Origin of the sequence: Jejuibacter sp. L23 (assembly GCF_050815825.1) — a bacterium.
Lineage (GTDB): Bacteria > Pseudomonadota > Gammaproteobacteria > Enterobacterales > Enterobacteriaceae > Jejubacter > Jejubacter calystegiae.
Map to the genome: position 1 here is coordinate 1487374 of NZ_CP138199.1, position 25838 is coordinate 1513211.

The following is a 25838-nucleotide window of genomic DNA, read 5'->3' on the forward strand; positions in this document are numbered from 1 at the left end:
AGCCTGGCACACTAGCGAAAACAGCATTTCAATCATTACAGGAATCCGATTACCTATGTCCATGTCATTTAATAAAGCGCAGTTTCAGGCCGCCCTGACGCGTCAGTGGCAACATTACGGGCTTCATGCCGCACAGGAGATGACGCAGCACCAGTGGTGGCATGCGGTGAGCGGCGCTGTGGCAGAGTTGCTGTCCGCCCGCCCGCAGAAAAAAGCCAAAGCGGACCAGCGTCACGTGAACTACATCTCGATGGAGTTTCTGATCGGTCGTCTGACCGGGAACAACCTGCTGAACCTGGGCTGGTACGGCGAGGTGGCAGAGGTGCTGAGCGAACACGGCATCGAACTGAGCGACCTGCTGGAGCAGGAAACCGACCCGGCGCTGGGGAACGGCGGCCTGGGGCGTCTGGCGGCCTGTTTCCTTGATTCCATGGCGACGGTAGGGCAGTCGGCGATGGGCTATGGCCTGAACTACCAGTACGGTCTGTTCCGTCAGTCCTTTAACGACGGCCATCAGATGGAAGCGCCGGATGACTGGCAGCGCGCCAGTTACCCCTGGTTCCGCCATAATGAAGCGCTGGACGTTCAGGTGGGCATCGGCGGTAAGGTAGTGAAAGAGGATGGAAAGCTGCGCTGGGAACCGGCTTTTGTGCTGAAGGGGGAAGCCTGGGATCTGCCGGTCATCGGTTACCGCAACGGGATCTCACAGCCGCTGCGCCTGTGGCAGGCGAAGCATGCCCATCCCTTCGATCTGACCCGTTTTAACGATGGCGATTTCCTGAAGGCGGAGCAGCAGGGCATCGATGCCGAAAAGCTGACCAAAGTGCTCTATCCGAACGACAACCATCAGGCCGGCAAGAAACTGCGTCTGATGCAGCAGTATTTCCAGTGCGCCTGCTCGGTAGCCGATATTCTGCGCCGCCATCACCAGGCGGGGCGCAAGCTGGCGGAGCTGCCGGATTATGAAGTGATTCAGCTAAACGATACCCACCCGACCATCGCCATTCCTGAACTGATGCGGGTGCTGCTGGATGAGCACCAGTTGAGCTGGGACGACGCCTGGTCCATCACCAGCCGTACCTTCGCTTACACTAACCATACCCTGATGCCGGAAGCGCTGGAGTGCTGGGATGAGCGCCTGGTGCGCACCCTGCTGCCGCGTCATATGCAGATCGTCCGGGAAATCAACGTTCGCTTTAAGAAGCAGGTCGCGAAGCAGTGGCCGGGAGATGAAGCGGTCTGGGCGAAGCTGGCGGTACTGCATGACGGCCAGCTGCGGATGGCGAACCTGTGCGTGGTGAGCTGCTTTGCGGTCAACGGCGTGGCGGCGCTGCATTCCGAACTAGTGGTGAAGGATCTGTTCCCTGAATATCACCTGCTGTGGCCGGGTAAATTCCATAACGTAACCAACGGCATCACGCCGCGCCGCTGGATCAAGCAGTGCAACCCGGAACTGGCAACGCTGCTGGATGAAACGCTCAAGCGCGAATGGGCCAACGATTTGGATGCCCTGAGCGGACTGGAAGCCTTTGCCGACGATGCGACTTTCTGCAAGCAGTACCAGGCGATTAAACAGCGTAACAAGGTGCGTCTGGCCGAATTCGTGAAGGCGCGTACCGGTATCGACATTAACCCGCAGGCGATGTTTGACGTGCAGATCAAGCGCCTGCATGAGTACAAGCGCCAGCACCTTAATCTGCTGCATATTCTGGCGCTATATAAAGAGATTCGTGAAAACCCGCAGGCCGACAGGGTACCGCGCGTCTTCCTGTTCGGCGCCAAGGCGGCGCCGGGGTATTATCTTGCGAAGAACATTATCTACGCCATTAACAAGGTGGCTGAGGCGGTCAATAACGACCCGAAAGTGGGCGATAAGCTGAAAGTGGTCTTCCTGCCGGACTACTGCGTATCGGTGGCGGAGCGCCTGATTCCGGCAGCGGATATCTCCGAACAGATTTCGACCGCCGGTAAAGAGGCTTCCGGTACCGGCAATATGAAACTGGCGCTGAACGGCGCGCTGACGGTCGGCACCCTGGACGGCGCTAACGTAGAGATTGCCCAGCAGGTCGGTGACGACAATATCTTTATCTTCGGCCATACCGTTGAGCAGGTAAAAGCGCTGAAAGCGAAGGGCTACGATCCGCTTAAGTGGCGTAAGGGCGATAAGGCGCTGGATGCGGTGATGAAAGAGCTGGAGCAGGGTATTTACAGCGACGGCGATAAGCACGCGTTCGACCAGATGCTGCATAGCCTGGGCAAAGAGGGGGGCGATCCTTACCTGGTCATGGCCGACTTCACCGCCTATGCCGACGCTCAGAAGCAGGCTGAGATGCTGTATCGCGACCCGCAGGCATGGACCCGCGCGGCGATCCTCAACACGGCTCGCTGCGGTATGTTCAGCTCTGACCGTTCGATCCGCGACTATCAGGCGCGTATCTGGCAGGCAAAGCGCTAATTGTGAAAGAAGGAAACGCCATGGAAAGCAAACGTCTTGAACAGGCTGCCGCCGCTGCGGGCATTGCGGCAAGCTACATTAATGCTCACGGCAAGCCGCAGGCCATTGCGGACCAGACCCGACAGCGTTTGCTGGAAGCCATGGATGGCGCCGCGGCTTCGCATCGCGAAACCGCGGCGCCGGTGCCAGGCGTAAAGGTCTTTATCGTGGGCAGCAGTATGGTGCTGCCGGTGGCGGGGAAGGGGGAGTACCTCTGGCACCTCACCACCGAAGAGGGCGATCAGCATTACAACGGTAAGGTGCGGGCCGACCACGGTCTGAAACTGGCGGGTGACCTGCCCATGGGCTACCACAGCCTGACGCTGGTTCAGCAGGAGGCTCGCTGGCATTGCCGGATTATTGTCGCTCCCCGGCGTTGTTATACCCCGGATGCGTTAAACACCGGCGACAAGCTGTGGGGCGCCTGCGTTCAGCTTTATACCCTGCGTTCGGAGCGCAACTGGGGAATCGGCGACTTTGGCGATCTGAAGCAGATGCTGACCGAAGTGGCGCAGCGCGGAGGCAGTTTTATCGGTCTGAACCCCATACACGCGCTGTATCCCGCGAACCCGGAAAGCGCCAGCCCGTACAGCCCTTCATCGCGCCGCTGGCTCAACGTGGTTTATATCGACGTTGAGGCAGTGGAGGACTTCCGTCTGAGCGAGGAGGCACAGCGCTGGTGGCAGGCCGAAGGCACCCGCGCCAGCCTGGCGGCGGCGCGCGATGCCGAATGGGTGGACTATGCGGCGGTGACTCGCCTGAAGATTGCCGCTCTGCGCCTGGCATGGCGCCGGTTTACGCTGCGCGATGAACAGGATGAATCGCTGCTTGCCTGGCAGCGCTTTGTGCGCGAGCGCGGCGACAGTCTTTACTGGCAGGCGGCCTTCGATGCGTTACACGCGCACCAGATGGCGGAAGACGGCGGTCGTTGGGGCTGGCCGGCATGGCCGGAAGCGTATCGCGAAGCCCATCTCCCCGCCGTGACGGAATTCTGTCAACAGCACGCTGACGAAGTGGCGTTCTGGCAGTGGTTACAGTGGCTGGCCTGGTCTCAGTTTGCCGGGTGCTGGCGCCAGTGCGGCGAGCTGGAGATGCCGATTGGCCTGTACCGCGATCTGGCGGTGGGGGTGGCGGAAGGCGGTGCCGAGACCTGGAGCGATCGCGAACTGTACTGCCTGAAGGCCTCCGTCGGCGCGCCGCCGGATATTCTGGGCCCGCTGGGCCAGAACTGGGGTCTGCCGCCAATGAATCCTCATGTGATGGAGGAGCGTGCCTGGGAGCCCTTTATCGATCTGCTGCGCGCCAATATGGAAAACTGCGGCGCGCTGCGTATTGACCACGTGATGTCGCTACTGCGCCTGTGGTGGATCCCCTATGGGGAAACTGCGGATCGCGGCGCCTATGTGCACTATCCGGTGGACTCCCTGCTGGCAATTCTGGCGCTGGAAAGCCATCGTCACCGCTGTATGGTGATCGGTGAAGATCTGGGCACCGTGCCTGCGGAGATTGTCGGCAAGCTGCGTGAAGGCGGGGTTTACTCCTATAAGGTGCTGTGGTTCGAACGCGATAGTCAGAATCAGGTGCGCGCCCCCGAGGCGTGGCCAGAACAGGCAATGGCGGTGGTTACCACCCATGATATGCCGACCCTGCGCGGCTACTGGGAAAGCGGCGATCTGACCCTTGGGCGGAAGCTGGGTCTTTACCCGGATGCGGAAGTGCTGGAAGAGCTGTATGCGGATCGCGAGGAGGCGAAGCAGACGCTGCTCGATGCTCTGCATCGCCACGACTGTCTGGCGAAGCGTTCCGGGCATCAGGCGCGGCGTATGGCGATGTCGCCGGTACTGAACCGGGCGATGCAGCGTTATATTGCCGACAGTAATAGCGGACTGCTGGGGTTGCAGCCGGAGGACTGGTTGGATATGGCGACGCCGGTTAACGTGCCTGGCACCAGCTCCCAGTATCCGAACTGGCGGCGAAAGTTGAGTCAGACGCTGGAGGCGATGTTTGCAGCTCCCGAGATTAACCGGCTGATTAAGGATCTGGATAAGCGTCGTCGGGCCGCGGCGCGCAGAGGGCATGATAAGGGAGTGGGGAGAAGGTAACAGACGGCTCTGGTACGTTTCCTCTCACCCCAGCCCTCTCCTCCCTGGGGGAGAGGGCTCGTCACAGTGGCGTTATTTTCACGACAGTGCTGTGTGAGGGGAGAATATGCCGCGCTGGTGAAGGTTCCGTTCACTTTAAGGTGATTTCCCTTATGTCGGTTTCGGAACCGGTGAACGGAATAGCCACTGTCGCCTCATATTTCATCGAATCATGACGTTCAGTCGGTTTTTATCATTTAAAGCTTCACGCCGAAGTTAATAGGCCAGAATCCCTCTGGCCTGCGGCAAATAGCGCAACGAAAAGAATAGCCGGTCTTTACCCTGTGACCCGCTGCGGCTACGGTTCCAGATCTGGCGAAATTCCTGTTCAGACACAGGCCGTGCGCTGAAGCTCGCATCAGCGCCGGAGGTCTGGCGGAAAATTTCATAGACCACCCCTGCGCCGGGAGCGGTACCCTCAAACAGGCTGCGATCGAGGTAGAGCTGGCGCGTTTCTTATGGTTTATTTTCTTCCCTGAGACGATTTTTAGTTATCCTTTAATGCATTTTTATTTCTTTTAAATGAATATTATTTCATGTCCGTTTTTTTACTTTTAATAGCCGGATGTTGAATTGTCCTGTAGGTTTTTCATTTGGGCTGATTAAAACCACAGATTTATCTCATGCGTTGTTGATGTCGAACTCTTCCCCGTAGCCTCAAGTGCTGAAGAAATTGTGAAGAAAATAAGGAGATTCATTACCCCAGATTGTAATGATAAGGATTATCATTATCATCCTGATTTGCGCCTTTCATTTGGTTACATTATGGAAAATAACGTCATGTTTATTAATAAAAATTACATCAAGACGCCGCTGGCTGTACTGATTGCCAGCCTGGCGGGCGGCAGTGCGTTTGCCGCAGATGACTCTTCGGTCGGGGATGGAGATGTGATGGTGGTACAGGCCACTGCGGAGCAGGAGCTCAAACAGCAGCCTGGGGTCTCCATCATTACTGCCGACGATATCGAAAAGGATCCGCCGGTAAACGATCTGTCCGATATCATCCGCAAAATGCCAGGGGTTAACCTGACCGGCAACAGCGCCAGCGGCAGTCGTGGCAATAACCGCCAGATTGATATTCGCGGTATGGGGCCAGAAAACACGCTGATACTGATTGACGGAATTCCGGTGACCTCCCGTAATTCTGTGCGCTACAGCTGGCGCGGCGAAAGAGATACCCGTGGCGACAGCAACTGGGTACCGCCGGAAATGGTCGAGCGTATCGAAGTGCTGCGTGGTCCCGCCGCCGCTCGCTACGGCTCAGGCGCCGCGGGCGGCGTGGTGAATATCATCACCAAACGACCGTCTAACGACTGGCACGGCTCGCTGTCGCTGTTTACTAATCAGCCGGAGAATGACCAGGAGGGCGCCACTAAACGTGCCAACTTTAGCCTGAGCGGGCCACTGGCCGGGGATGCGCTGACTATGCGCCTGTACGGCAATATCAATAAAACCGATGCCGACGCCGCCGACATTAATACCGCCCAGAATGGATCTTACGCCGCCGGGCGTGAAGGGGTGCGCAATAAAGACATTAATGCCATGGTCTCCTGGAAGCTGTCTCCCCGGCAGATCATCGACTTTGAAGCGGGATACAGTCGCCAGGGCAACATCTACGCCGGGGATACCCAGTACAGTAACAGCAACGTCAGCCCGGACGGCCTGATCTCCACGCTTTACGGGAAAGAGACCAACCGGATGTACCGCCAGAACTACGGCATAACCCATAACGGTATCTGGGACTGGGGGCAGTCAAAACTGGGGTTCTACTACGAAAACACCCATAACACCCGGATGCAGGAAGGGGCGGGTGGTAAGGTCGAAGGGATGATTAACGCCACCGACTACGATACCAGCAAACTGGAAAGCTACCGTTCGCTGGCCGAGGTGAACCTGCCGCTGAATCTGCTGTTTGACCAGACCATCACTCTGGGCGCGGAGTGGAACCGCGAGGCGCTGGACGATCCTAATTCGATGTCGATGACCAATGCGTCCGGTACTACGATAGGCTCGATCTCCGGCGATGCCAGCGAGCGCAGCAGTAAAAACAGCGCCAATACCGCCGCCGCCTATTTTGAAGACAATATTGAGCTGCGCCCGGGCACCAATATTATTCCGGGGCTACGTTTCGACTACCACACCGAATTTGGCTCGAACTGGAGCCCCAGTTTAAATGCATCGCAGGAGCTGGGTGACTACTTCAAGATTAAGGCGGGGATCGCCCGGGTGTTTAAGGCGCCGAACCTGTATCAGTCCAGTGAAGGCTATCTGCTGAGTACCCGTGGCAACGGCTGTCCGAACAATATTGCTTCCGGTAGCTGCTATCTGATGGGTAACAGTAACCTGAAACCTGAAATCAGCGTCAACAAAGAGATCGGCCTGGAATTTACTTACGACGGCTGGGATGCGGGAATCACGTATTTCCGTAACGATTATAAAAACAAGATAGTCTCCGGAACCGAGCTGATTGGCTATGCTTCCAACGGCTACAACATTCTGCGTTGGGAAAACGGCGGTAAAGCGGTAGTGGAAGGGCTGGAAGCTAACCTGGTGGTGCCGGTAATGCGCGACGTACTGAACTGGCGCACTAACGCGACTTATATGATTCAGTCGGAAAATAAAGACACCGGTAATCCGCTATCGATTATTCCGAAGTATACGGTCAACACCATGCTCGACTGGCAGGTGACGGATAAGCTTTCCACCAATGTGAACTGGACCTTCTACGGGCGTCAAAAGCCGCGTGAATACGCCGAAATGCGTAAAGAAGAGGGGGTTGATGGTATGTCTACTAAAGAGGTGGGAGCCTATTCTATTGTGGGCATTGGCGTGAACTATAAAATTAACCAGAATCTTCGTCTGAACGGCGGTGTTAGTAACCTGCTGGATAAGCGGCTGTATCGTGAAAACGAGGGAGCGTCGACCTATAACGAACCCGGTCGTGCTTATTATGCGGGGGTGACGATGTCATTCTGAGTGTGAGATAGCGGGGCTTTTGCCCCGCTTTTACCCCAGCCACGCACCCGCAGCGATAATCATCAACACCAGTGCGGCAATCAGCGCATACAGCCTGTCGCGCTGGCGAATAAACCCTATCAGCATCAACACCACCCGGGCCACCGGCAGCAGAATTAGCACCAGAATTCCTGCCCTGACAATATCACTACCGCTCAAGGGAAGCGGTGCCAGCGGCCAGAGCGTAAGCGCTATCCCTGCGGCAATCAGCAGCGTAGAGAGGGGGCTGCCCCAGGAGAGCAGCAGCGCTATCGCCCGGTGATTTTCGGCACGTTTCATGATAAATCTCCCGGAAATTGAATCCCGAAGGTGCTCATCAGCATCTGCCCGGCCAGCAGTATCAGAACCGCCACAAAGAACAGCCGCAGTTTTTCGGCCGGCAGCCACATCAGTAGCCGGGCACCGAGCAGTGCGCCGACCACTGAACCCAGCGCCACCGGGCCCGCCAGATTAACGTCTATTTCGCCGCGGCTGTACCAGGCCACTGCGCTGGCTGCCGCCGTGACGCCAATCATAAAGTTAGACGTGGCGGACGATACCTTAATCGGCAGCCGGAGCGCCGCATCCATCGCGGGAATCTTCAGCACCCCGGATCCAATCCCCAATAGTGCGGAAATCAGCCCGGCACCGTACATCAGAGACATCCCCAGCGGCACATTGCCCACCTGATAGGTGCGCTCTGCGCCGCTGCTTTCGGGGTAACTGGCGTGGAGCCGTAGTCGACTGGCCAGACAGTCCGAAGAAGGTGCTGCATCCACAACGGCCTCCCTGCGTCGGGCCAGCATCTGACGGGCGGAAATTAGCAGTACCGCGGTAAACAGCCCGTAAAGAAAGCGGGTGGAAACCAGACCGATCAGAAAGACGCCGCTCAGGGCGCCAAGGGTGGTGGCGGTTTCCAGCAGAATGGCGAGCCGGATATTGGTCAGACGGCTGCGGATAAAGGGGGCGGCGCTGGCGCAGGAGCAGGCGATCACCGACACAATGCTGGCACCAATCGCCGCATGAATGCTGGTATGAAAGAAGAGCGTCAGAATCGGTACGATAAAGATGCCGCTGGCCATACCCAGAACGCCGCCAAGGGCGCTGGCGATAAATGCCGCGCCGAAAAGCCAGAGGATTTCCATCAGCGTTTTCCGGGGGATGAAAGGGGGCAGGGTTCCGTATAAAAAACGTGGATATTCAAACGCATATCACCTCATTATCGGGTGTGTTAGCAGGCTATCTATTGTACCGGAAAGGGGCTGTGCCTACCAGGCTGGCGGGGCGCTATACGGCAATGCGGCGATGTGCCAGGCTATGAACACTGATTTTGTTATGAGTATCAATTTAGCCATTATGCACAGTGATATCAGGAAACTGGATCTCAACTTACTGAAGGCGTTGGACGCACTGCTCGATGAAGGCAGTGTGACTGGGGCCGCCCGGCGGCTGGCGCTGACCCAACCGGCGGTTAGCGGCATGCTGACGAGGCTTCGCGATCACTTTGACGATCCGCTATTCGTCCGGGCCCGCCACGGCATGGTGCCTACCCTGCGCGCCCGGGAACTGGCGGGGCCGGTTAAACAGATTCTGGCCGATATTAGCGGATTACTGACGCCGACGCGCTTTGATCCGCAGCAGGCCCGAATGACGTACACCATCGCGGCCACGGATTATGCCCTGAAGGCGGTGATTGTCCCGCTGATGGCGGCGCTGAAACAGCAGGCGCCGGGCATTCGGGTGGCGGTCATTCCGGTGGACAGCGCCCGGCTGGCGGTTCAGTTTGAACGCGGCGATATCGATCTGGCGCTGGTTACACCCCAGACTACGCCGGAAGGGCTGCACGGTCGGGAGCTCTATCAGGAGCAGTATGTCTGCATGCTGCGTAACGGCCATCCGGCACTGGCAGAAGGCGAACTTTCACTGGCGAGCTTTTGTCAGCTTGAGCATATCCTGGTGTCGGGGCACGGCAGTTTCCACGGAGTCACCGACGATGCGCTGGCTGTTATTGGGCGTGAACGGCGCGTCGGCATGGCGGTTAGCAGCTTTCTGGTGGTGCTGGAGGTGCTGCGTACTACCGATATGATAGCCATGGTGCCGCGCCGTCTGGCTCAACAGGCAGAGGGTCTCACTCTGCTGGAGCCTCCTCTGGCAGTACCGGGTTTTATCAAGAGTATGGCCTGGCACGAGCGTAATCATCGCGATCCGGCCCAGCGCTGGATCCGCAGCCTGCTGGTGTCGCTATGCCAGCCCGCAGCGGATTAAGATATAAATTCTGATTATACTCTTTATCTTTCATCGCGATTGGTTTTATATCTTGATGGCGCCGATAATCATGGTCACCCATTAAGCCGGTACAACCACCTTTGCGGCGACCGGCTCCGCTTGAGGAGATGATGATGATGAACGCCATTCACTGGCCGGAAGGCTTCGAACCGGGTTTCTGCGATAACTTCGCTTCTAACGAAATGATTGTTGCCGGGCTGAGCGTCCAGGATATCTGGCCGCTGCTCAGCACCCCGTCGAAGTGGCCTGGCTATTACAGCAACGCGTCGGACGTTCGCTTTTACGATAATAAAGGCCCTGAGCTGGCGCAGGATGTTCGTTTCTTCTTTAAAACCTTCGGTTTTCCGGTGGAATCGCAGGTGACCGAGTGTGTTCCCCCGAAAGCCGGACAACCGGCGCGTCTGGCCTGGCACGGCTGGGACGGTGAAGGGGATACCCGTCTGGACGTGCTGCATGCCTGGCTACTGGAAGATTTGCCCGGTGGTCGGGTACGTATCCTGACCCAGGAGACTCAGAACGGCAAACCGGCTCAGGCACTGGCGGCGACCCGCCCCAATCCGATGATTAACGGTCATCAGGAGTGGCTGGATGGGCTGGTAGAAGCTGCCCGTAAAGCGAAGTCTTTGAGCTAATAAATCAATATTATTTATCCTTCACGATGCCGGTTATTGGCTGCTTTCAGGCAGCGAACCGGCATTTTTACTATGATTAATCCATCCATCACCGTTTAGGTTTCTGGCATTCAGTTTTTTTTCTATCAGTATTCCTGATGTTTTCCGGATTAAGGGGGATCGATGCCGTACCGTCCGCCGTCAGCGCCAGATTTCAGCGTTTACGCCTGCGATCTGCTGCCCGGTTGCGGCAATGTGCCGCTGGAGGAAGAGACAGAAACGGAAGTGGCGATTATTGGGGGAGGGCTGCTGGGCGTATCCACCGCCCTGCATCTGGCGCAGTCCGGCGTCGCCTGTGCGCTGCTGGAAAAAGCCACTCTGGGGGCGGGCGCATCTGGCCGTAACGGCGGTCAACTGGTGCCGGGGCTGGCGCGCTGGAAGGCAAAGGATATTCAGCAGACCTTTCCCGCCGATGAAGCGCGCTGGCTATGGTCCTTTGCCGCTATGGAAACCATGGGGCTACTGACGTCGCTCATGGAACAATATCGCATTGATGCCGAATACCGCCCGGGGCACCTGACTGCGGCAGTACACCCGGGTCATCTGCGGGCGCTCGGTCAGGAAAGCGCGGCACGCGCCGCTCTGGGGGATGATTCCACGCGGTTGATCGATGCCCGGGAGTGCGGCCGCTATATCAACGCCAGCGGCTACCACGGCGCGCTGCTGGATACTCTGGGAGGGCAGATTCAGCCGCTGAAGCTGCTGTACGGACTGTGGCAGGGCTACCAGGCGCTGGGTGGCAGAACTTATGAGCACACGCCGGCGCTGTCGATTGAACCCGAACGTCGCGGCTATATGATCACCACGCCTTCGGGGCGGCTGCTGGCCCGGAAGGCGGTGGTGCTGGCGGTTCATGCCGATACCCCGACGCTACTACCCGCCCACCGGGCCGTAACGCTACCGCTCTATACTTATCTGGCTCTGACGACGCCGATTCCGGAAGGTTCCCACTCGCTGTTGCCCGGCGGTCTGGCGGTTTATGATACCCGGGTGCAGATTGATTACTACCGGGCCTATGGGGAGGATCGCCTGTTGTTTGGCGGCCTGGGCACCGGTCGGCGGATGGGGAATGACGCTGCCGCCAGGCGGATTGAGCGCCGTCTGAGATCGGTGTTTCCCCAGTGTCCGCAGCTACGGGCCGCGCTGTGCTGGAGCGGCAGGTTTGATATCACCCGTTCGGGCATGCCGGTTTGTACCCGTAGCGCCGGGTCCAGTCCTCTATATGCGGTACACGGCTGGAACGGACACGGAGTGGGGCAGAGCGTCAGGATCGGTAAGGCGATAAGTGATGATGTACTGGGGAAGAATCACGACTTCACCCGCTTAACGCGCTTTCGCCACAGCGACTTTCCGCTCTCTTTTCTGCCCGATAGCTGGCTGGCGGGAGGCGGCCTTGCCTGGAGCAGCGCGATAAATGCCCTGAATCCGCAGAAGATGAATTCGTTTTAGGGAGAGTCTGCGGCCTGCAAGGCAGGCCGCAGTAGGGGAATTAACCCAGCGCGGTTTCCCGCAGATGGGCTTTCAGCTTGCTGTACTCATCAATCACATACTGTTCGGCGCTGCGTTGATCGGCTATCGGTTCCACGCGCACGGCGCAGTACTTGAACTCCGGCGTTTTGGTTACCGGGCTCAGGTTTTCGCTAACCAGTTCGTTACAGGCGCCTATCCACCACTGGTAGGTCATATAGACCGCCCCTTTATTGGGGCGCTCGCTGACCTGTGCCCGGGTGATAACCTTGCCTTTGCGTGAGCAGATCCAGATCAGATCTTCGTCGCGAATACCCAATCGGGCGGCATCCTCTGCGTGGATCTGCGCATAGCCGGGCTCATCGGCCAGGGCCGCCAGCGCGGCGCAGTTGCCGGTCATTGAACGACAGGAGTAGTGGCCCACTTCGCGCACCGTCGACAGCACCATCGGGTACTCGTCGGTCAGGCGGTCGATGGGGGGCACCCAGTCGCAGGTGAAGAACTGACCCAGACCGTTCGGGGTACTGAAGCGCTCCTCAAACAGGAAGTCGGTCCCCTGGTCGGCTTCGGATTCATCCACGCACGGCCACTGGATAAAGCCCAGCTCGCCCATTTTCTCGTAGGTGGCGCCGTAGAACTCCGGACACAGGTGACGCAGTTCATCCCAGATCGCTTTGGTGTTCTCATAGTGCATCGGGTAACCCATTCGGGTCGCGATTTCACTGATGATCTGCCAGTCGGTTTTCAGATCCCACTTCGGCTCCACGGCCTTAAAGAAGCGCTGGAAGCCGCGATCCGCCGCGGTGTAGACCCCCTCATGCTCACCCCAGGAGGTGGAAGGGAGGATCACATCGGCCCGGGAGGCGGTCTTGGTCATAAAGATATCCTGGACGATCACCAGTTCCAGGTCGTCGAATGCCTGACGCACCGCCGACAGCTCGGCATCGGTCTGGAGCGGATCTTCCCCCATAATGTAAGCGGCCCGCACTTCGCCATGGGCGACCCGGTGCGGCAACTCGCTGATACGGTAGCCGGTATGAGCGGGCAGGGAATCCACGCCCCAGGCGGCGGCGAACTTTTCACGGTTGGCCGGATCGTTAATGTACTGATAGCCCGGGTAGGTGTCGGGTAATGCCCCCATATCGCAGGCGCCCTGCACGTTATTCTGGCCGCGAACCGGGTTTACGCCCGCGCTGGGTTTACCCAGGTTGCCGGTCAGTAGCGCCAGACTGGTGAGTGAACGTACGGTTTCCACCCCCTGATAGAACTGGGTAACACCCATGCCCCAAAGGATGGCGGCGTTTTCCGCGGCGGCGTACATGCGTGCCGCTTTACGGATATCGGCGGCCGACACGCCGGTGATTTTCTCAACCGATTCGGGGGTGTAGCCCTCGACGATTTTACGGTATTCCTCAAGTCCCTCCGTTCTGGATGCCACAAAGGCGCGATCGTAGAGATCCTCTTCCAGAATCACATGACCCATGGCGTTCAGCAGCGCGATGTTGGATCCGTTATGAAGCTGAAGGTGGAGATCGGCAATGCGCGCTGTTTCGATCTTGCGCGGATCGCAGACAATAATTTTGGCGCCTTTCTGCTTCGCTTTAATCACGCGATTCGCCACGATAGGGTGGGAATCCGCCGGGTTGTAGCCGAAAACGAAGATCAGACTGGCATTTTCGATACCGATAATGGAATTGCTCATAGCGCCGTTACCGACCGACTGGTGCAGACCTGCAACCGAAGGGCCGTGTCAGACGCGAGCGCAGCAGTCCACGTTATTGGTGCCGATAACGGCCCGCGCGAACTTTTGCATCACATAGTTGGTTTCGTTGCCGGTACCGCGCGATGATCCGGTGGTCATGATCGCGTCCGGACCATATTTGGCTTTAATGGCGGTGAGCTTATCCGCTACGTAGTCCAACGCCTCTTGCCAGCTTACCGACTCCAGCTTGCCGCCGCGGCTGCGGCGAATCATGGGGGTTTTAAGGCGCGGGGTCAGGATCTGGGTATCGTTAATAAAATCCCAGCCATAATAGCCTTTCAGACAGAGATCGCCCTGGTTAGTTACCCCCATGGCGGCCTCGGCTTTAACGACTTTGCCCTTATCGACGTACAGGTTGATCTTGCAACCCGACGCGCAATAGGGACAAACCGTGATGACTTTTTTCATCGCTTTGCTCCGGTCAACAGTCCTGGTGTCACAGACACCGTCTCCGGTTGTAATGCATAAGCCATGCCATATTTTAATATATTGATTTTTTAAGGTTTATACCAGTTATGTCTACGGCATCGACAGAAGTGACGTGTCGGAGGAAGGGGGAAGTGACGAGGGAAAACGGCGCGCAGGCGCGCGCCGGAAGGGGAATTAATGGGTGTTCAGGGCGTCGTAGCCTTTGCGGCGGTAGTTGAGTACCGAAACCAGCCACCAGACGATAAACAGCCCTACTACTACAAACCCGGCATTACCCAGACGATCGTTGATCGCAGCCACCAGATCCCATAAGCCGCCGCTCAGCGACAGCTTATCCATCAGCAGTCCCAGCGCTTCCAGGCCGCCGATAAACAGCGCCACGGCAACGGAGCTACCGGTGATGGTCATGTTGTAGTAGAGCTTGCGCTGAGGCTTATGGAAGGCCCAGCCGTAGGCGCCCACCATAATCATATTGTCCAGGGTATCGATCAGCGCCATCCCGCTGGTGAACAGTGCCGGAAAGACCAGAATCGACCAGATGGACATGCCGCCGGAAGCCCCGGCAGCGGAGATGCCCAGCACGCCGATTTCGGTGGCGGTATCAAACCCCAGACCGAACAGAAAGCCCACCAGATACATATGCCAGCTCTTATTCACCAGGCGAAAGGCCGGGCGGAACAGCCAGTGCATGGCGCCGCCGTGCAGGGCGCCTTCTCCCTCTGTCGCCAGCGATTCTCCGTGTTTCAGGCGGCGGAAGTCGCGCCACACGCTGCGCAGAATCACCAGATTGACCAGCGCCATGGCCAGCAGAAATAGCGCCGAAACGGCGGTCCCGATAGTGCCGCCTACGTTGTGGAACCAGGCCATATTGTGCTGGAACGCCGTGGCGGTAATGGCGATAGCCAGGGTCGCCAGCACCACGATGCTGGAGTGGCCCAGCGAAAACCAGGCGCCTGTCCCCCAGGGCTGGTTACCCTGCTGCATCATTTTACGGGTGGCGCTATCAATGGCGGCGATATGGTCGGCATCGACCGCATGGCGCAACCCGTAGCACCAGGCCAGCAGACTGGCCGCCATCAGCGCGCCATTCTGGTGAAAGGCCGCAATAGCCCAGGCCCAGGCGGCCAGATTCGCCGTAACCAGCGCCGCCAGCAGCAGACGGGCGCGAAGGGGAAGACGCAGTAGTCGGGTCAACATCATGATTTATCCTGTGGTGAAGAAAAATGAGCGGCGGCAATCACCGCCTGACCAAAAGCAATGGCGCCATCGCCCGCAGGCAATTGCGCCGGAAACAGACAGCGCAGACTGCCCAGCCAGTAAGTCAGCCGGGTGCGCAGTAGCGCGTTATGAATGACGCCGCCGGTACAGACCAGGGTATCCAGGCCTGAGCTTTGAGCATGATGGCGCGCAAGCATGGCCAGTCCGTGGGCCAGCGCGTCGTGAAAGGCCCAGGCCCGGGCGCCGGGCGCGGCGCGCCAGTTCAGCCACTGATGCCAGAAAGTCACCAGATCCAGTCGGTTACCGCGCAGGGGCAGGGTGACCGGGTGCGTCACCGGGCCGTGGCGTTCCGCCAGCGCCTGAAGCAGGCAGGCGGCTTCACCTTCGTAGCTCAACTTTTCGGGCGCGCATGCCAGCGCAGCGGCGACGGCATCGAACAGTCGTCCGGTGGATGAGGCCTGCGGTGCGTTAATGCCGCGTTCGCAGGCTCTGAGCAGCGGCTGCCAGGGGTGAGACAGCAGCGCATGCGCCTCAGGCAATCGCTGCCAGTCCGGCACCCAGGCCTGGAGATGCGCCAGCAGGTTGCGCCACGGCTGACGGGAGGCAAGGGAGCCCCCCGGAAGCGCCACCGCGGGCAGCCCGCCCAGATGCTGGCAGCGGCGGTAATCCACCTTCAGGCATTCGCCGCCCCATAGCCTGTCTTCCCCCCAGCCGGTACCGTCCAGCGCCAGTGCGATAACCGGGCCGCCTTCCAGCGGCCAGCGGTGCTCTGCCAGACAGGCGGCGACATGGGCGTGGTGATGTCGCACTCGTAGCAGCGGCAGCCCGCTCTCCTGTGCCAGCCGAACGCTAAGGTAGTCGGGGTGGGCGTCGGCCACCGCGTGATGCGGCGTAAAGTCGTAAAGCCGACACAGACGATCCCGGATCTGGCGCCACTGCGCCAGCGTTGCATCATCACTGAGATCGCCCAGATGCTGACTGAGTATCGCCTGACGCTCGCGCAGCAGGCACAGGGTGTTCTTTTGATCGGCGCCGACGCACAGGGTGGGGGGCGCGTCAGAGAAACCCGGCGGCAGTTCGATAGCGTCCGGTACAAAGCCTCTGGCCCGGCGCACTATCCGTCCGTCACGTTGAAGCAGCGAGTCGTCCATACGTTGCAGTACCGCACGGTCGTGCAGCAGCCAGCCGTCGGCGATGTCAGCCAGTTCGGTTAACGCCCGATCGTTGTCCAGCGCGGGTGGCCTGCCGCTGGCGTTGCCGGAGGTCATCACCAGCGGACGCTTTATCTCCTGCATCAGCAGATGATGCAGCGGCGTGGAAGGCAGCATAACGCCCACCTGATTTAGCCCGGGCGCGATGCTGTCGCACAGCGTTGGCAGAAGGCGTTTTTGTTCCAGAACGATGGGCGCCGCCGGGGTGGCGAGCAGGGCCGCGACCTGTTCGCTGAGGGCCTGGACATCGGGCAACATCACGGCAAGGGGTTTGGCCGGGCGACCTTTGCGCAGACGCAGGCGCTGTACCGCCGCCTCGCTGGTGGCGTCGCAGGCCAGGTGAAAGCCCCCCACGCCCTTAATTGCCACGATAAGCCCGGCCCGTAGCGCGTCGAGCGTGGCCTGTAGCGCCGCTTCGCCGTCGGCCTGGCTGCCATCGGCGCCGCGCCAGCGTATCTGTGGGCCGCAGCGGGGGCAGGCCACCGGCTGAGCGTGAAAGCGCCGATCGGCCGGATCCCGGTATTCGCGCGCGCAGTCGGGGCACAGGGGGAAACCGGCCATGGCCGTGGCGGGGCGATCGTAGGGCATGGCCCGGATAATGGTTAGCCGCGGGCCGCAGTGGGTACAGTTAATAAAGGGATAGCGATAGCGGCGATCGCCGGGGTCATTCATTTCGCGCAGGCAGTCGGGACAGGTGGCGGCATCCGGGGCGATATGGGTCGCCATGGCGCCGCAGGCGCTGTCCCGGATTTGAAAGTCGCCAGGGAGCTGCCGCCAGCGGTACGGGCGACTTTCCACGCTATCGATGCGGGCCAGCGGTGGGCAGTCGCTTTTCAGACGAGCCAGCAGCGGCGCTGCATTCTCCACAAGGCGAATCGCGACACCGGCACCGTCATTGTAGACGCTGCCGCGCAGGCCAAGCTGGCGAGCCAGCTGCCAGACAAAGGGGCGGAAGCCCACCCCCTGTACTTTTCCGCGTATGCGGATTTCCGTTCCTGTCAGATTCATAACCTTGCGTCTGTTATGGCTGCATTACCGGCTCCGCCGCCGCGCGCAGCCGCGCTTTCATCTCGCTATAAGCGGCAAGCACCTCGCTTTCCGCCCGATCCTGATCGGCGATGGGCAGCAGTCTGACGGCGCAGTATTTGGTTTCCGGGGTATGGGAGACCGGATCCATATTGTCCTGCGTCAGTTCATTACAGGCGCCGATCCACCATTGATAAGTCATGTATACCGCGCCGGGGTTGACCCGTTCGCTCAGGCGGGCTCGGGAAAAGACTTCGCCGCGCCGTGAAGCCACCCGCACCAGATGGCCTTCTTTAATACCCAGCGGGGCGGCATCCTGAGGGTGAATGGCCACAAAGCCAGGCTCGTCCGCCAGGGTTTGCAGGGCCGCGCAGTTGCCGGTCATTGAGCGGCAGGAGTAGTGCCCCACCTCCCGCACGGTGCAGAGCACCAGCGGGTAGTCGGCATCGGGCTGCTCTGCGGGCGGCCGCCATGGCGCGGCATAAAGCTGTCCTTTACCGCTGGGGGTATCGAAGCGTCCGCCCTGGTACAGCCACGGGGTGCCGGGGTGTTCCAGGGTTGGGCAGGGCCATTGCAGATGTCCCATCTCGCCGATTTTCTCCCAGGTGGCGCCATAGAACAGCGGACAGAGTTCGCGCATCTCATCCCAGATTTGCTGATTACTGTCGTAGTGCATCGGGTAGCCCATGGCGCTGGCTATCTGGCTGATTATCTGCCAGTCGCGGCGAACGTCGTCGCGTGGGGTAATCGCCTGCTCAAAGCGCTGGAAGCCCCGGTCGGCGCAGGTAAAGATACCGCCGTGCTCGCCCCATGAGGTGGCGGGCAGCAGCACATCGGCTTTTTCGGCGGTTTTGGTCATAAAGATATCCTGCACGATCAGCAGGTCGAGGGCTTCGATGCCACGCCGTACCAGCCCCAGATCGGCTTCGGTCTGGAGCGGATCTTCTCCCATGATGTAGTACGCCTTAATCTTTCCTTCCAGCGCCAGATGCGGGACATCGGTGATGCGTACTCCGATTTTGTTATCCATTGCGGCCGGATCGACTCCCCAGGCGGCGGCGAATTTGGCACGGATCCGGGGATCGTCCACCCGCTGATAGCCGGGGAAGTGATCCGGCAGAACGCCCATGTCGCAGGCGCCCTGGACGTTATTCTGGCCGCGTACCGGGCCAACGCCCACGTGCTCGCGGCCAAGGTTGCCGGTGAGCAGCGCCAGGCTGGAGAGCCCTTTGACCACATCCACCGCCTGGCCAAATTGGGTGACGCCCATGCCCCACATCACGGTAGCGGAGGGGGCTGCGCAATAGAGGCGCATGGCCTGGCGTATCGTCGCGGCGGGCACGCCGGTAATGCCTTCCACCGACTCCGGCGCGTAGTTTTTCACCGTTTCACGCAGCGCCTCCAGCCCTTCGGTATGGCGCGCCACCCAGGCACGATCGTAGAGCTCTTCTTCCAGCAGTACGTGGATAAAGGCATTAACCAGCGCCATATTGCTGCCGTTGTTGAGCTGCAGGTGCAGATCGGCAATACGCGCCGTTTCAATTTTGCGCGGATCGCAGACGATAATCCGGGCGCCGCGCTGTTTGGCTTTCAGCACCCGGCGCGCCACGATGGGGTGAGAGTCAGCGCAGTTATAGCCGAAAATCAGCAGGCATCTGGAATTTTCGATATCGGCGATGGCGTTGCTCATCGCCCCGTTGCCCAGGGTCTGCTGAAGGCCGGCCACCGACGGGCCGTGGCAGACCCGGGCGCAGCAGTCGACGTTATTGGTGTTAAGCACCGCGCGGGCAAACTTCTGCATCACGTAGTTGGTTTCGTTACCGGTTCCCCGGGACGAGCCGGTGGTCATAATGGCCTGGCTGCCGTAGCGCGCCTTAATGTCGCTCAGGCGCTCTGCGGTATAGCGAATGGCTTCGTCCCAGGTGACCGGCTCCAGCGGTCCATCTTTGCGGTAGCGGATCATCGGCTGTTTCAGCCGGGGGGTTAGCAACCGGGTATCGTTAAGGAAGTCCCAACCGTAGTAGCCCTTCAGGCAGAGTTCATTCTGATTGGTTACGCCGTTAGCCGCTTCAACGCGGGTGATGCGGTTGTTGTCCACAACCAGTTTCAGTTTGCAGCCCGCACCGCAGTACGGACAAACGCTGGTGATTTTTTTCATCAATAACAGACCTGTTAAGAGTTGAAAGCAGGGGAATATCAGCGGGTCAGCGCAGTGATATCGTCAAGTGCCGCACGGCGGCGTTTTTCCAGGCTAAGCTGCTCGAGGCGATTGCGATCGATGCAGACAATGGCGTTAGTCGGGCAGGCCTCCAGGCAGGCGGGGCCTTCCTTACGGTGATGACATAAATCGCACTTATTGGCTTCTGCCTTGTCCGCCATCACATTCAGACCGCTGCCGCTGTTGCGCACCACCGGGCGAACCACCACCTCCATGGCGCCGTAAGGGCAGGCCACTACGCAGGTTTTGCAGCCGATGCAGCGCTCCTGGTGGACGTGGACAAAATCGTTGTCCCGACTGATGGCGCCGTTGGGGCATACCCGGGCGCAGGGGGCGTCCTCACACTGGCGGCACAGGGTGGCCGTCGAGATATTGACCCCTTTAATCACGTGAATGCGGGGCAGGAAGGTGTGCGGCGTCAGGGCGGCGCAGTCCTGATCCTGCTGGTGAGAGACCACGCAGGCGACTTCGCAGGTACGGCAGCCAATGCATTTGCTTGAATCGGCAATGATGAAGCGGTTCATCATATTCTCCAGCTCTGGTTTATAGATGCGTGACCTGGTTAAGCATAAAGCGTGCCATTTATTTAACTTGTTGAAATAATTATGTTTTGTTAATTATGATATTGAAGGGCGAGTGGCATTGACACTTTTGACGAAGGGATATCGTCACGGTAGGCATGTCGTCAGTAAGGGGGATAACGCCGACATCAGACTGGCGTTAACGGTATCGGCGATCAGACCATGCCTCCAGAAATAAAACCTGGTTCTGTTTAATGATCTCTGCTGAGGTTCTCAGTTCCCTGAAATCCAGATTGTCATCTCTGGCTAATTTTACTACAGGTGTCAACCAGAATTTGGCTTCATCTCCTCTTTTCATGACGTGAATGTGGGGTGATTCAAGCGGTCGTCCTTCATTGGTGTAAAAGAAGAACCTGAAACCGGATATGCGTAGTATCGCGGGCATCATTGCCTCCGTTTTTCGTCCTGAACAGGCCGCCGCGTAGTCAGCGGCGGCGGAAAAACAGAGATACTATGCAAAGGCGTAAGAGGGTAGCCTGACGGGTTAAAGCTGCGAGATGCCTTCCTGTTCCTGCCAGTTTTCCAGGCGGCGATGGAGATCTTCCACGGCACGGCGTACCGGTTCGGTCATCGGGTAGCAGAAGCCGACGATATCGGGCTGGATACCCACGAAGATAACCTGTTTCACATCGTCCTGTAGCTGCTCCACCAGATAGTTGAGCGGCATATTGTGGGTGGTCATCAGAAACAGCTCGGCGATATCTTCCGGGTCGATAATCCGCATCTCGCCGGGGTTCAGGCCCATATCGGTGGCATCGACAATCAGCAAGCGATCCGGGCGCAGTTCGCGAATGGCGACGATGTCATTTTCCGGCGCGCTACCGCCGTCGATAACCACCCATTCGCCGCGCGGGCTGGTCTGGCACATTTCCGCCAGCAGCGGACCGGCGCCGTCATCGCCCATCATACTGTTGCCCACGCACAGCAATACATCAGTCATCTTGCCTCCTTACCATCAGGTAGACTGCGGGTTCCTGTTGAATCATTCGGAGCAGTCGCATCAATTCGCGACTCCAGTTCTGCTGCTGCGGTGTTTGCTGAGGCAGCGCCGCGTCTAAAGCGGTTGCCAGCAGGGTCACGTGGCTCTGATCGACAACGATTTCGCCAAAGCGCGTTACGCCGGTCATTTTGCGCTGCGCTTCGCCCTCGGGCAACGTGGCGACCCACGCCGGCCAGGCTTCCAGCGGACAGACCAGCGCCGCCTGCAGGCAGTCGATAATCCCCAGATGGTGGCCAATGGCCAGACTGTAGTAGACAACCTGTTGGGCCTGGTCCGGCGTATTTTCGTTTTCATCAACGAATTTACGGCTCAACTGGCTGAAGATAACGCGCCCGCTCATCGGATTCGCTCCCGCTCAACCACTTCGTTCAGCGCTGCGACGATCTCATTAAGGCGCGGATCCTGCTGTTCATTAAGCCAGCCCGCCAGGGCGCCGTCGCCCTCTGCCAGATGCTGCATGTAGTCGTTGGCGATCTGCCGCCCGTAGCGATAGCCCGCCATACGTCGCGCGGCCCGGTCGATGCGGACCCGCAGCGGCTGCACCATATCCGGATGCAGCAGGCTGGCAGGCTGGTTGTCGCTTTCACCTGGCTCCCGGGCGTGGATCTTCTGTTCCAGCAACCCTAACGCCATGGCAAAACCATAGAGCGTGGCGGCGGGCGATGGCGGGCAGCCGGGAATATAGACGTCCACCGGCACGATCTGGTCGGTACCGCCCCAGACGCAGTACAGATCGTGGAAGATGCCGCCGCTATTGCCGCAGGCGCCGTAGGAGATACAGATTTTGGGGTCTGGCGCCGATTCCCAGGCGCGCAGGGCCGGGGAGCGCATCGCGCGGGTCACGGCGCCGGTAAACAGTAGAATATCGGCGTGACGCGGCGACGGCACCACCTTGATGCCGAAACGTTCGGCGTCGAACACCGGTGAAAGGGTAGCGAAAATTTCAATTTCGCAGCCGTTACAGCCGCCGCAGTCTACCCGATAGACCCAGGCAGAACGTTTAATTTTTTTCAACAGCGACTGCTTCATGCTGGCAATGGACTCATCCACCGTCATGGGGAGTGGCTGACCAGAGGCCGAACGCGGACCCAGGAGCTGGCTCATCAGATGGCCTCCTTCATTTCACGGGTTAAATCGATAAGCGCGGAAGGCGCCAGACCCTGCTGGCGCTTGCACTCCGGGCAGGTTTCGAAGCTTTCTCGATGCCGCTCGGCGCGTTGGTCGCCGCCCTGTTTCAGCAGCGCGATGGCATAATCGATCTCCTTCTGTACCGCCCAGGGGCGCTGGCAGCTGCGGCAGTGGCAAACCTCAAAGCTGGCCTGTTGCAGAAAATCCTCTTTGCGCCAGACCGCCAGCTCGTATTCAGTGGTCAGCGCGATAGCGGCGGTGGGGCAGACCTCTTCACAGCGGCCGCAGAAGATACAGCGGCCAAGATTGAACTGCCAGTCGAGTCGGTTTTGGGTGTCGGTAAGCGCGACGCTCAGGGCGTTGGACGGGCAGGCGTTTACGCAGGCGGCGCAGCCGATGCACTGGGCCGGATTGTGCTGCGGCTTGCCGCGAAAATTTTTATCCACCTCCACCGGTTGCAGCGGATAAGGCGTGGTGACGGTGCCGGTTTTCAGGACTTTTTTAATAAACGGAATCATGGTTGCTCCAGAGGCCCCGCGGCGGCGGGGCCGCGGTGTTATTTCAGCGGCGAGTTCTTACGCTCGATGGCGTAACGCTCGATCTCCTTATAGGGCACGACCTGGCTTTTGCGCTTGCGAACATCGACTACCGTCATACGGTCGGTGCAGGAGTAGCAGGGATCGAGGCTGCCGATAATGAGCGGCGCATCGGAAACCGTATTGCCGCGCAGCATATAGCGCAGAGTCGGCCAGTTGGCGTAGGTGGCGGCCCGGCAGCGCCAGCGGTAGAGCTTCTGGTTGTCGCCGGTCATGCTCCAGTGGATATCGTCGCCGCGCGGCGCTTCGCTGAAGCCCAGGGCGAAACGGCCGGGAATATAGGTGAAGCCTTCGGTCATCAGCGGCCCGGCAGGCAGATTATCCAGCCCGTAATCGATCATATTAAGGGAACAGAACACCTCGTTGATGCGCACCTTCAGGCGTGAGATCACGTCGCAGCCCTGTTCGCTGAACACTTCGAGCGGCAGCAAGCCGTAGCCGACAAACGGATGGTCGGCGCGGGTGTCGCGGGCATGTCCGCTGGCGCGCACCATCGGGCCGACGTTGCTGTAGTCGCGGGCTACCTGAGGGTCGAGACGACCAATGCCGAGGGTACGCTGTTCGATGTTGGGGGTGCTGAGTAGGATATCCACCAGATCCTGAACCTCGCGCCGCATCTGCTGCGCCAGTTGGCGGGTCTGGATCATATCGTCCTTCAGCATATCGCGGCGGATGCCGCCTATCAGGTTCAGGCCGTAGGTTTTACGGGCGCCGGTCAGGATCTCCGCCATTTTCATGGACTGCTCGCGCACCCGGAAAAACTGCATAAAGCCGGAATCGAAACCAACGAAGTGGCAGGCCAGCCCCAGATTCAGCAGGTGGCTGTGCAGGCGTTCCACTTCCAGTAGAATCGCGCGGATCATCTGGGCCCGTTCCGGCACTACAATGCCCATCGCGTTCTCTACCGAGGTGGTATAGGCCGTGCTGTGGGCGAAGCCGCAGATACCGCAGACCCGGTCGGAAAGGAAGGTGACCTCGTTATAGCCCATGCGGGTTTCCGCCAGTTTTTCCATGCCGCGGTGGACGTAAAACAGGCGGTAGTCGGCGTCGATAATGGTTTCGCCGTCGACGAACAGCCGGAAGTGGCCGGGCTCGTCAGACGTGACGTGCAGCGGGCCGATCGGCACCACGTTATTGTTTTTATCCCCCAGTTCGTTAATGAACTCATAGGTTTCCCGGTCGCTGGTGGGAGCAGGGCGTTGGCGGTAGTCCATGCTGTCTTTGCGCATCGGCCACAGTTCGTCCGGCCAGTCATCCGGTAACACCAGGCGACGTTCATCCGGCAGCCCCACCGGGCGCAGGCCATACATATCGCGCACCTCGCGCTCGCCCCATACCGCGGCGGGCACTTTCGGGGTGACGGAGGGGAATTCGGGATTGTTTGCGTCCACTTCGGCGCGGACCGTTATCCAGCAGCGAACGCCTTTTTCCATCGACAGCACATAGTAGATGGCATAATTGCCGCACAGCTTGCGCTCGTCGTTACCGAACAGCACCGACAGCCAGCCGCCCTGCTGGTAATAGAGATACTCCACAACGTCGGGCAGGCGGTTGAGCTGTACGGTGATGGTGAGCTGGTCCCGGGTCTGCCAGGCTTCGTCCAGCACGGCGCCGGGCATGGCCTGGCGCAGCGCGGCCAGATAGTGTTGACCCAATTTTTGTTCAGACATATCGAAAATCTCTTCCTGTCACGCCGCCAGCAGGGTGACGAATGCTAAAAATGCCAGGCCGAAGCCGGTCCAGGTAATACGGGAGGTAGCCATAAAACGCAGGCGCGCCATGCTGTTTTCAAACAGCGCGATGATCAGAATGCCGAACGTGAGTTTCACCAGCGCCAGTACCATGGCGAGGACAAGGGCGCCAGCCGAGAAGTGGCTCATCTGCCCCCAGGGAATAAACACGCTGATAAACATTTGCAGCACCACCAGTTGCTTCAGGCTGATGCCCCACTTCAGCACCGCGAAGCCGCTGCCGCTGTATTCAGAGAGCGGTCCTTCCTGAAGCTCCTGCTCCGCTTCGGCCAGGTCGAAGGGCAGTTTGCCCATTTCGATATAGGTGGCGAAGGCGCAGGCAAGCCACGCCAGCACCAGGGTCAGACTGTGGGCCACGGGCCAGGCGCGCACGGTGGCGACCAGGGCATCGATATGGGTGGAACCGGCCACCTGCGCCACCACCCACAGGCTGAGCAGCAGAATGGGCTCCACCAGCACTCCCAGCAGGGCCTCGCGGCTGGCGCCGATGCCGGTGAAGGGGCTACCGGTATCCAGTCCGGCAATGGCGAAAAAGAAGCGGGCGATGGCGAACAGGTAGATCAGGGTTACCAGATCCCCCAGTCCGGTCAGCGGCGCGCGCGGCGTAATCAGCGGCAGAGTTGCGGCGATGGCCAGCATCACGCCGGTCAGCACAAAAGGGGTCAGGCGAAAGACCCAGCCTGAGTCGGCGGGCGCCACGCTCTGGCGACCCAGCAGCTTGAACAGATCCCGGTATTCCTGGAGCAGGCCAGGGCCGCGACGGCAGTGCAGGCGGGCGCGGGTGACGCGGGTCAGTCCGGCGAACAGCGGCGCCAGCGCGAACAGCGCCAGCGCCTGAATCAGGGCGAAAATCAGGGTATTCATC

At 59.4% G+C, this 25838-nt stretch carries 20 protein-coding genes; 6 read left to right on the forward strand and 14 right to left on the reverse strand.

Annotated features, from left to right (window positions below):
- Positions 1–55: 55 nt before the first annotated feature.
- From malP to SCU88_RS06780, 3 genes are all read left to right on the forward strand, one after another.
- On the forward strand, positions 56–2455 hold the full coding sequence (gene malP / locus SCU88_RS06770; protein ID WP_175339567.1) for a maltodextrin phosphorylase: 2400 nt from the start codon (positions 56–58) through the stop codon (positions 2453–2455).
- Between the two features lie 20 nt (positions 2456–2475).
- A complete protein-coding gene (malQ, locus tag SCU88_RS06775; RefSeq protein WP_175339568.1) occupies positions 2476–4596 on the forward strand; it encodes a 4-alpha-glucanotransferase in 2121 nt (706 codons plus the stop codon).
- 819 nt (positions 4597–5415) lie between these two features.
- Positions 5416–7611: a FepA family TonB-dependent siderophore receptor gene (locus SCU88_RS06780; protein WP_175339570.1), complete on the forward strand. Its 2196-nt coding sequence runs from the start codon at positions 5416–5418 to the stop codon at positions 7609–7611.
- 30 nt (positions 7612–7641) lie between these two features.
- Here the strand turns inward: SCU88_RS06780 and SCU88_RS06785 are convergent, their stop codons facing one another.
- Positions 7642–7929: a DUF1634 domain-containing protein gene (locus tag SCU88_RS06785; RefSeq protein ID WP_175339571.1), complete on the reverse strand. Its 288-nt coding sequence runs from the start codon at positions 7927–7929 to the stop codon at positions 7642–7644.
- Positions 7926–8774, reverse strand: coding sequence for a TSUP family transporter (locus tag SCU88_RS06790; protein WP_175339572.1), 849 nt, complete (start codon positions 8772–8774; stop codon positions 7926–7928). Before SCU88_RS06790 ends, SCU88_RS06785 begins: the two co-directional genes overlap by 4 nt.
- 211 nt (positions 8775–8985) lie before the next feature.
- Between SCU88_RS06790 and SCU88_RS06795 the strand changes: the two genes are divergently transcribed.
- The 3 genes from SCU88_RS06795 (at position 8986) to SCU88_RS06805 (ending at position 12035) form a co-directional block, all read left to right on the forward strand.
- Entirely contained in the window at positions 8986–9894 is a 909-nt protein-coding gene (locus SCU88_RS06795; protein WP_175339956.1) for a LysR substrate-binding domain-containing protein, read from the forward strand.
- Positions 9895–10031: 137 nt separating this feature from the next.
- Entirely contained in the window at positions 10032–10547 is a 516-nt protein-coding gene (locus SCU88_RS06800) for an SRPBCC domain-containing protein (protein ID WP_138099181.1), read from the forward strand.
- A gap of 162 nt (positions 10548–10709) precedes the next feature.
- Positions 10710–12035 carry an FAD-dependent oxidoreductase gene (locus SCU88_RS06805; RefSeq protein WP_175339573.1) on the forward strand — a complete coding sequence of 442 codons (1326 nt, stop codon included), beginning with the start codon at positions 10710–10712 and terminating at the stop codon, positions 12033–12035.
- Positions 12036–12075: 40 nt separating this feature from the next.
- On the opposite strand, the gene fdhF (SCU88_RS06810) is transcribed toward SCU88_RS06805, so the two are convergent.
- The 12 genes from fdhF (SCU88_RS06810) to SCU88_RS06865 all read right to left on the reverse strand — a co-directional run bounded on the left by fdhF (SCU88_RS06810) (position 12076) and on the right by SCU88_RS06865 (position 25837).
- Positions 12076–14223 (reverse strand): formate dehydrogenase subunit alpha, encoded by a 2148-nt coding sequence (fdhF, locus tag SCU88_RS06810; protein ID WP_175339574.1) that lies wholly within the window; start codon positions 14221–14223, stop codon positions 12076–12078.
- Between the two features lie 195 nt (positions 14224–14418).
- Positions 14419–15441 (reverse strand): HoxN/HupN/NixA family nickel/cobalt transporter, encoded by a 1023-nt coding sequence (locus SCU88_RS06815; RefSeq protein ID WP_138099182.1) that lies wholly within the window; start codon positions 15439–15441, stop codon positions 14419–14421.
- The gene (gene hypF / locus SCU88_RS06820) at positions 15441–17681 is read right to left on the reverse strand and encodes a carbamoyltransferase HypF (protein ID WP_175339575.1); all 2241 of its coding nucleotides are present in this window, start codon (positions 17679–17681) and stop codon (positions 15441–15443) included. Before hypF ends, SCU88_RS06815 begins: the two co-directional genes overlap by 1 nt.
- Before the next feature lie 13 nt (positions 17682–17694).
- Entirely contained in the window at positions 17695–19857 is a 2163-nt protein-coding gene (gene fdhF / locus SCU88_RS06825) for a formate dehydrogenase subunit alpha (protein WP_175339576.1), read from the reverse strand.
- Between the two features lie 38 nt (positions 19858–19895).
- The gene (gene hydN / locus SCU88_RS06830; protein WP_138099183.1) at positions 19896–20441 is read right to left on the reverse strand and encodes an electron transport protein HydN; all 546 of its coding nucleotides are present in this window, start codon (positions 20439–20441) and stop codon (positions 19896–19898) included.
- A gap of 196 nt (positions 20442–20637) precedes the next feature.
- Positions 20638–20883, reverse strand: a complete 246-nt coding sequence (locus tag SCU88_RS06835; RefSeq protein WP_175339957.1) for a DUF4160 domain-containing protein — start codon at positions 20881–20883, stop codon at positions 20638–20640.
- Between the two features lie 99 nt (positions 20884–20982).
- A complete protein-coding gene (gene hycI, locus SCU88_RS06840; RefSeq protein ID WP_138096273.1) occupies positions 20983–21438 on the reverse strand; it encodes a hydrogenase maturation peptidase HycI in 456 nt (151 codons plus the stop codon).
- On the reverse strand, positions 21431–21838 hold the full coding sequence (locus SCU88_RS06845; RefSeq protein WP_175339577.1) for a formate hydrogenlyase maturation protein HycH: 408 nt from the start codon (positions 21836–21838) through the stop codon (positions 21431–21433). Before SCU88_RS06845 ends, hycI begins: the two co-directional genes overlap by 8 nt.
- Positions 21835–22602 (reverse strand): NADH-quinone oxidoreductase subunit NuoB, encoded by a 768-nt coding sequence (locus tag SCU88_RS06850; RefSeq protein ID WP_175339578.1) that lies wholly within the window; start codon positions 22600–22602, stop codon positions 21835–21837. The genes SCU88_RS06845 and SCU88_RS06850 overlap by 4 nt, the downstream gene beginning before the upstream one ends.
- A complete protein-coding gene (locus tag SCU88_RS06855; RefSeq protein ID WP_138096276.1) occupies positions 22602–23144 on the reverse strand; it encodes a formate hydrogenlyase complex iron-sulfur subunit in 543 nt (180 codons plus the stop codon). Before SCU88_RS06855 ends, SCU88_RS06850 begins: the two co-directional genes overlap by 1 nt.
- 38 nt (positions 23145–23182) lie before the next feature.
- Positions 23183–24892 (reverse strand): NADH-quinone oxidoreductase subunit C, encoded by a 1710-nt coding sequence (locus SCU88_RS06860; RefSeq protein ID WP_175339579.1) that lies wholly within the window; start codon positions 24890–24892, stop codon positions 23183–23185.
- A gap of 18 nt (positions 24893–24910) precedes the next feature.
- Positions 24911–25837 carry an NADH-quinone oxidoreductase subunit H gene (locus SCU88_RS06865; protein WP_175339580.1) on the reverse strand — a complete coding sequence of 309 codons (927 nt, stop codon included), beginning with the start codon at positions 25835–25837 and terminating at the stop codon, positions 24911–24913.
- Position 25838 lies beyond the last annotated feature (1 nt).

Excerpts from the sequence above, each read along its gene's own strand:
- SCU88_RS06805 (WP_175339573.1), top strand. The coding sequence starts at position 10,710 with ATGCCGTACCGTCCGCCGTCAGCGCCAGATTTCAGCGTTTACGCCTGC.
- SCU88_RS06860 (WP_175339579.1), bottom strand. The coding sequence starts at position 24,892 with ATGTCTGAACAAAAATTGGGTCAACACTATCTGGCCGCGCTGCGCCAG.
- SCU88_RS06785 (WP_175339571.1), bottom strand. The coding sequence starts at position 7,929 with ATGAAACGTGCCGAAAATCACCGGGCGATAGCGCTGCTGCTCTCCTGG.
- hycI (WP_138096273.1), bottom strand. The coding sequence starts at position 21,438 with ATGACTGATGTATTGCTGTGCGTGGGCAACAGTATGATGGGCGATGAC.
- SCU88_RS06815 (WP_138099182.1), bottom strand. The coding sequence starts at position 15,441 with ATGTTGACCCGACTACTGCGTCTTCCCCTTCGCGCCCGTCTGCTGCTG.
- fdhF (WP_175339576.1), bottom strand. The coding sequence starts at position 19,857 with ATGAAAAAAATCACCAGCGTTTGTCCGTACTGCGGTGCGGGCTGCAAA.
- malQ (WP_175339568.1), top strand. The coding sequence starts at position 2,476 with ATGGAAAGCAAACGTCTTGAACAGGCTGCCGCCGCTGCGGGCATTGCG.
- SCU88_RS06835 (WP_175339957.1), bottom strand. The coding sequence starts at position 20,883 with ATGCCCGCGATACTACGCATATCCGGTTTCAGGTTCTTCTTTTACACC.
- hypF (WP_175339575.1), bottom strand. The coding sequence starts at position 17,681 with ATGAATCTGACAGGAACGGAAATCCGCATACGCGGAAAAGTACAGGGG.
- SCU88_RS06850 (WP_175339578.1), bottom strand. The coding sequence starts at position 22,602 with ATGAGCCAGCTCCTGGGTCCGCGTTCGGCCTCTGGTCAGCCACTCCCC.
- malP (WP_175339567.1), top strand. The coding sequence starts at position 56 with ATGTCCATGTCATTTAATAAAGCGCAGTTTCAGGCCGCCCTGACGCGT.
- SCU88_RS06795 (WP_175339956.1), top strand. The coding sequence starts at position 8,986 with ATGCACAGTGATATCAGGAAACTGGATCTCAACTTACTGAAGGCGTTG.
- hydN (WP_138099183.1), bottom strand. The coding sequence starts at position 20,441 with ATGAACCGCTTCATCATTGCCGATTCAAGCAAATGCATTGGCTGCCGT.
- SCU88_RS06780 (WP_175339570.1), top strand. The coding sequence starts at position 5,416 with ATGTTTATTAATAAAAATTACATCAAGACGCCGCTGGCTGTACTGATT.
- SCU88_RS06845 (WP_175339577.1), bottom strand. The coding sequence starts at position 21,838 with ATGAGCGGGCGCGTTATCTTCAGCCAGTTGAGCCGTAAATTCGTTGAT.
- SCU88_RS06790 (WP_175339572.1), bottom strand. The coding sequence starts at position 8,774 with ATGGAAATCCTCTGGCTTTTCGGCGCGGCATTTATCGCCAGCGCCCTT.
- SCU88_RS06865 (WP_175339580.1), bottom strand. The coding sequence starts at position 25,837 with ATGAATACCCTGATTTTCGCCCTGATTCAGGCGCTGGCGCTGTTCGCG.
- SCU88_RS06855 (WP_138096276.1), bottom strand. The coding sequence starts at position 23,144 with ATGATTCCGTTTATTAAAAAAGTCCTGAAAACCGGCACCGTCACCACG.
- SCU88_RS06800 (WP_138099181.1), top strand. The coding sequence starts at position 10,032 with ATGAACGCCATTCACTGGCCGGAAGGCTTCGAACCGGGTTTCTGCGAT.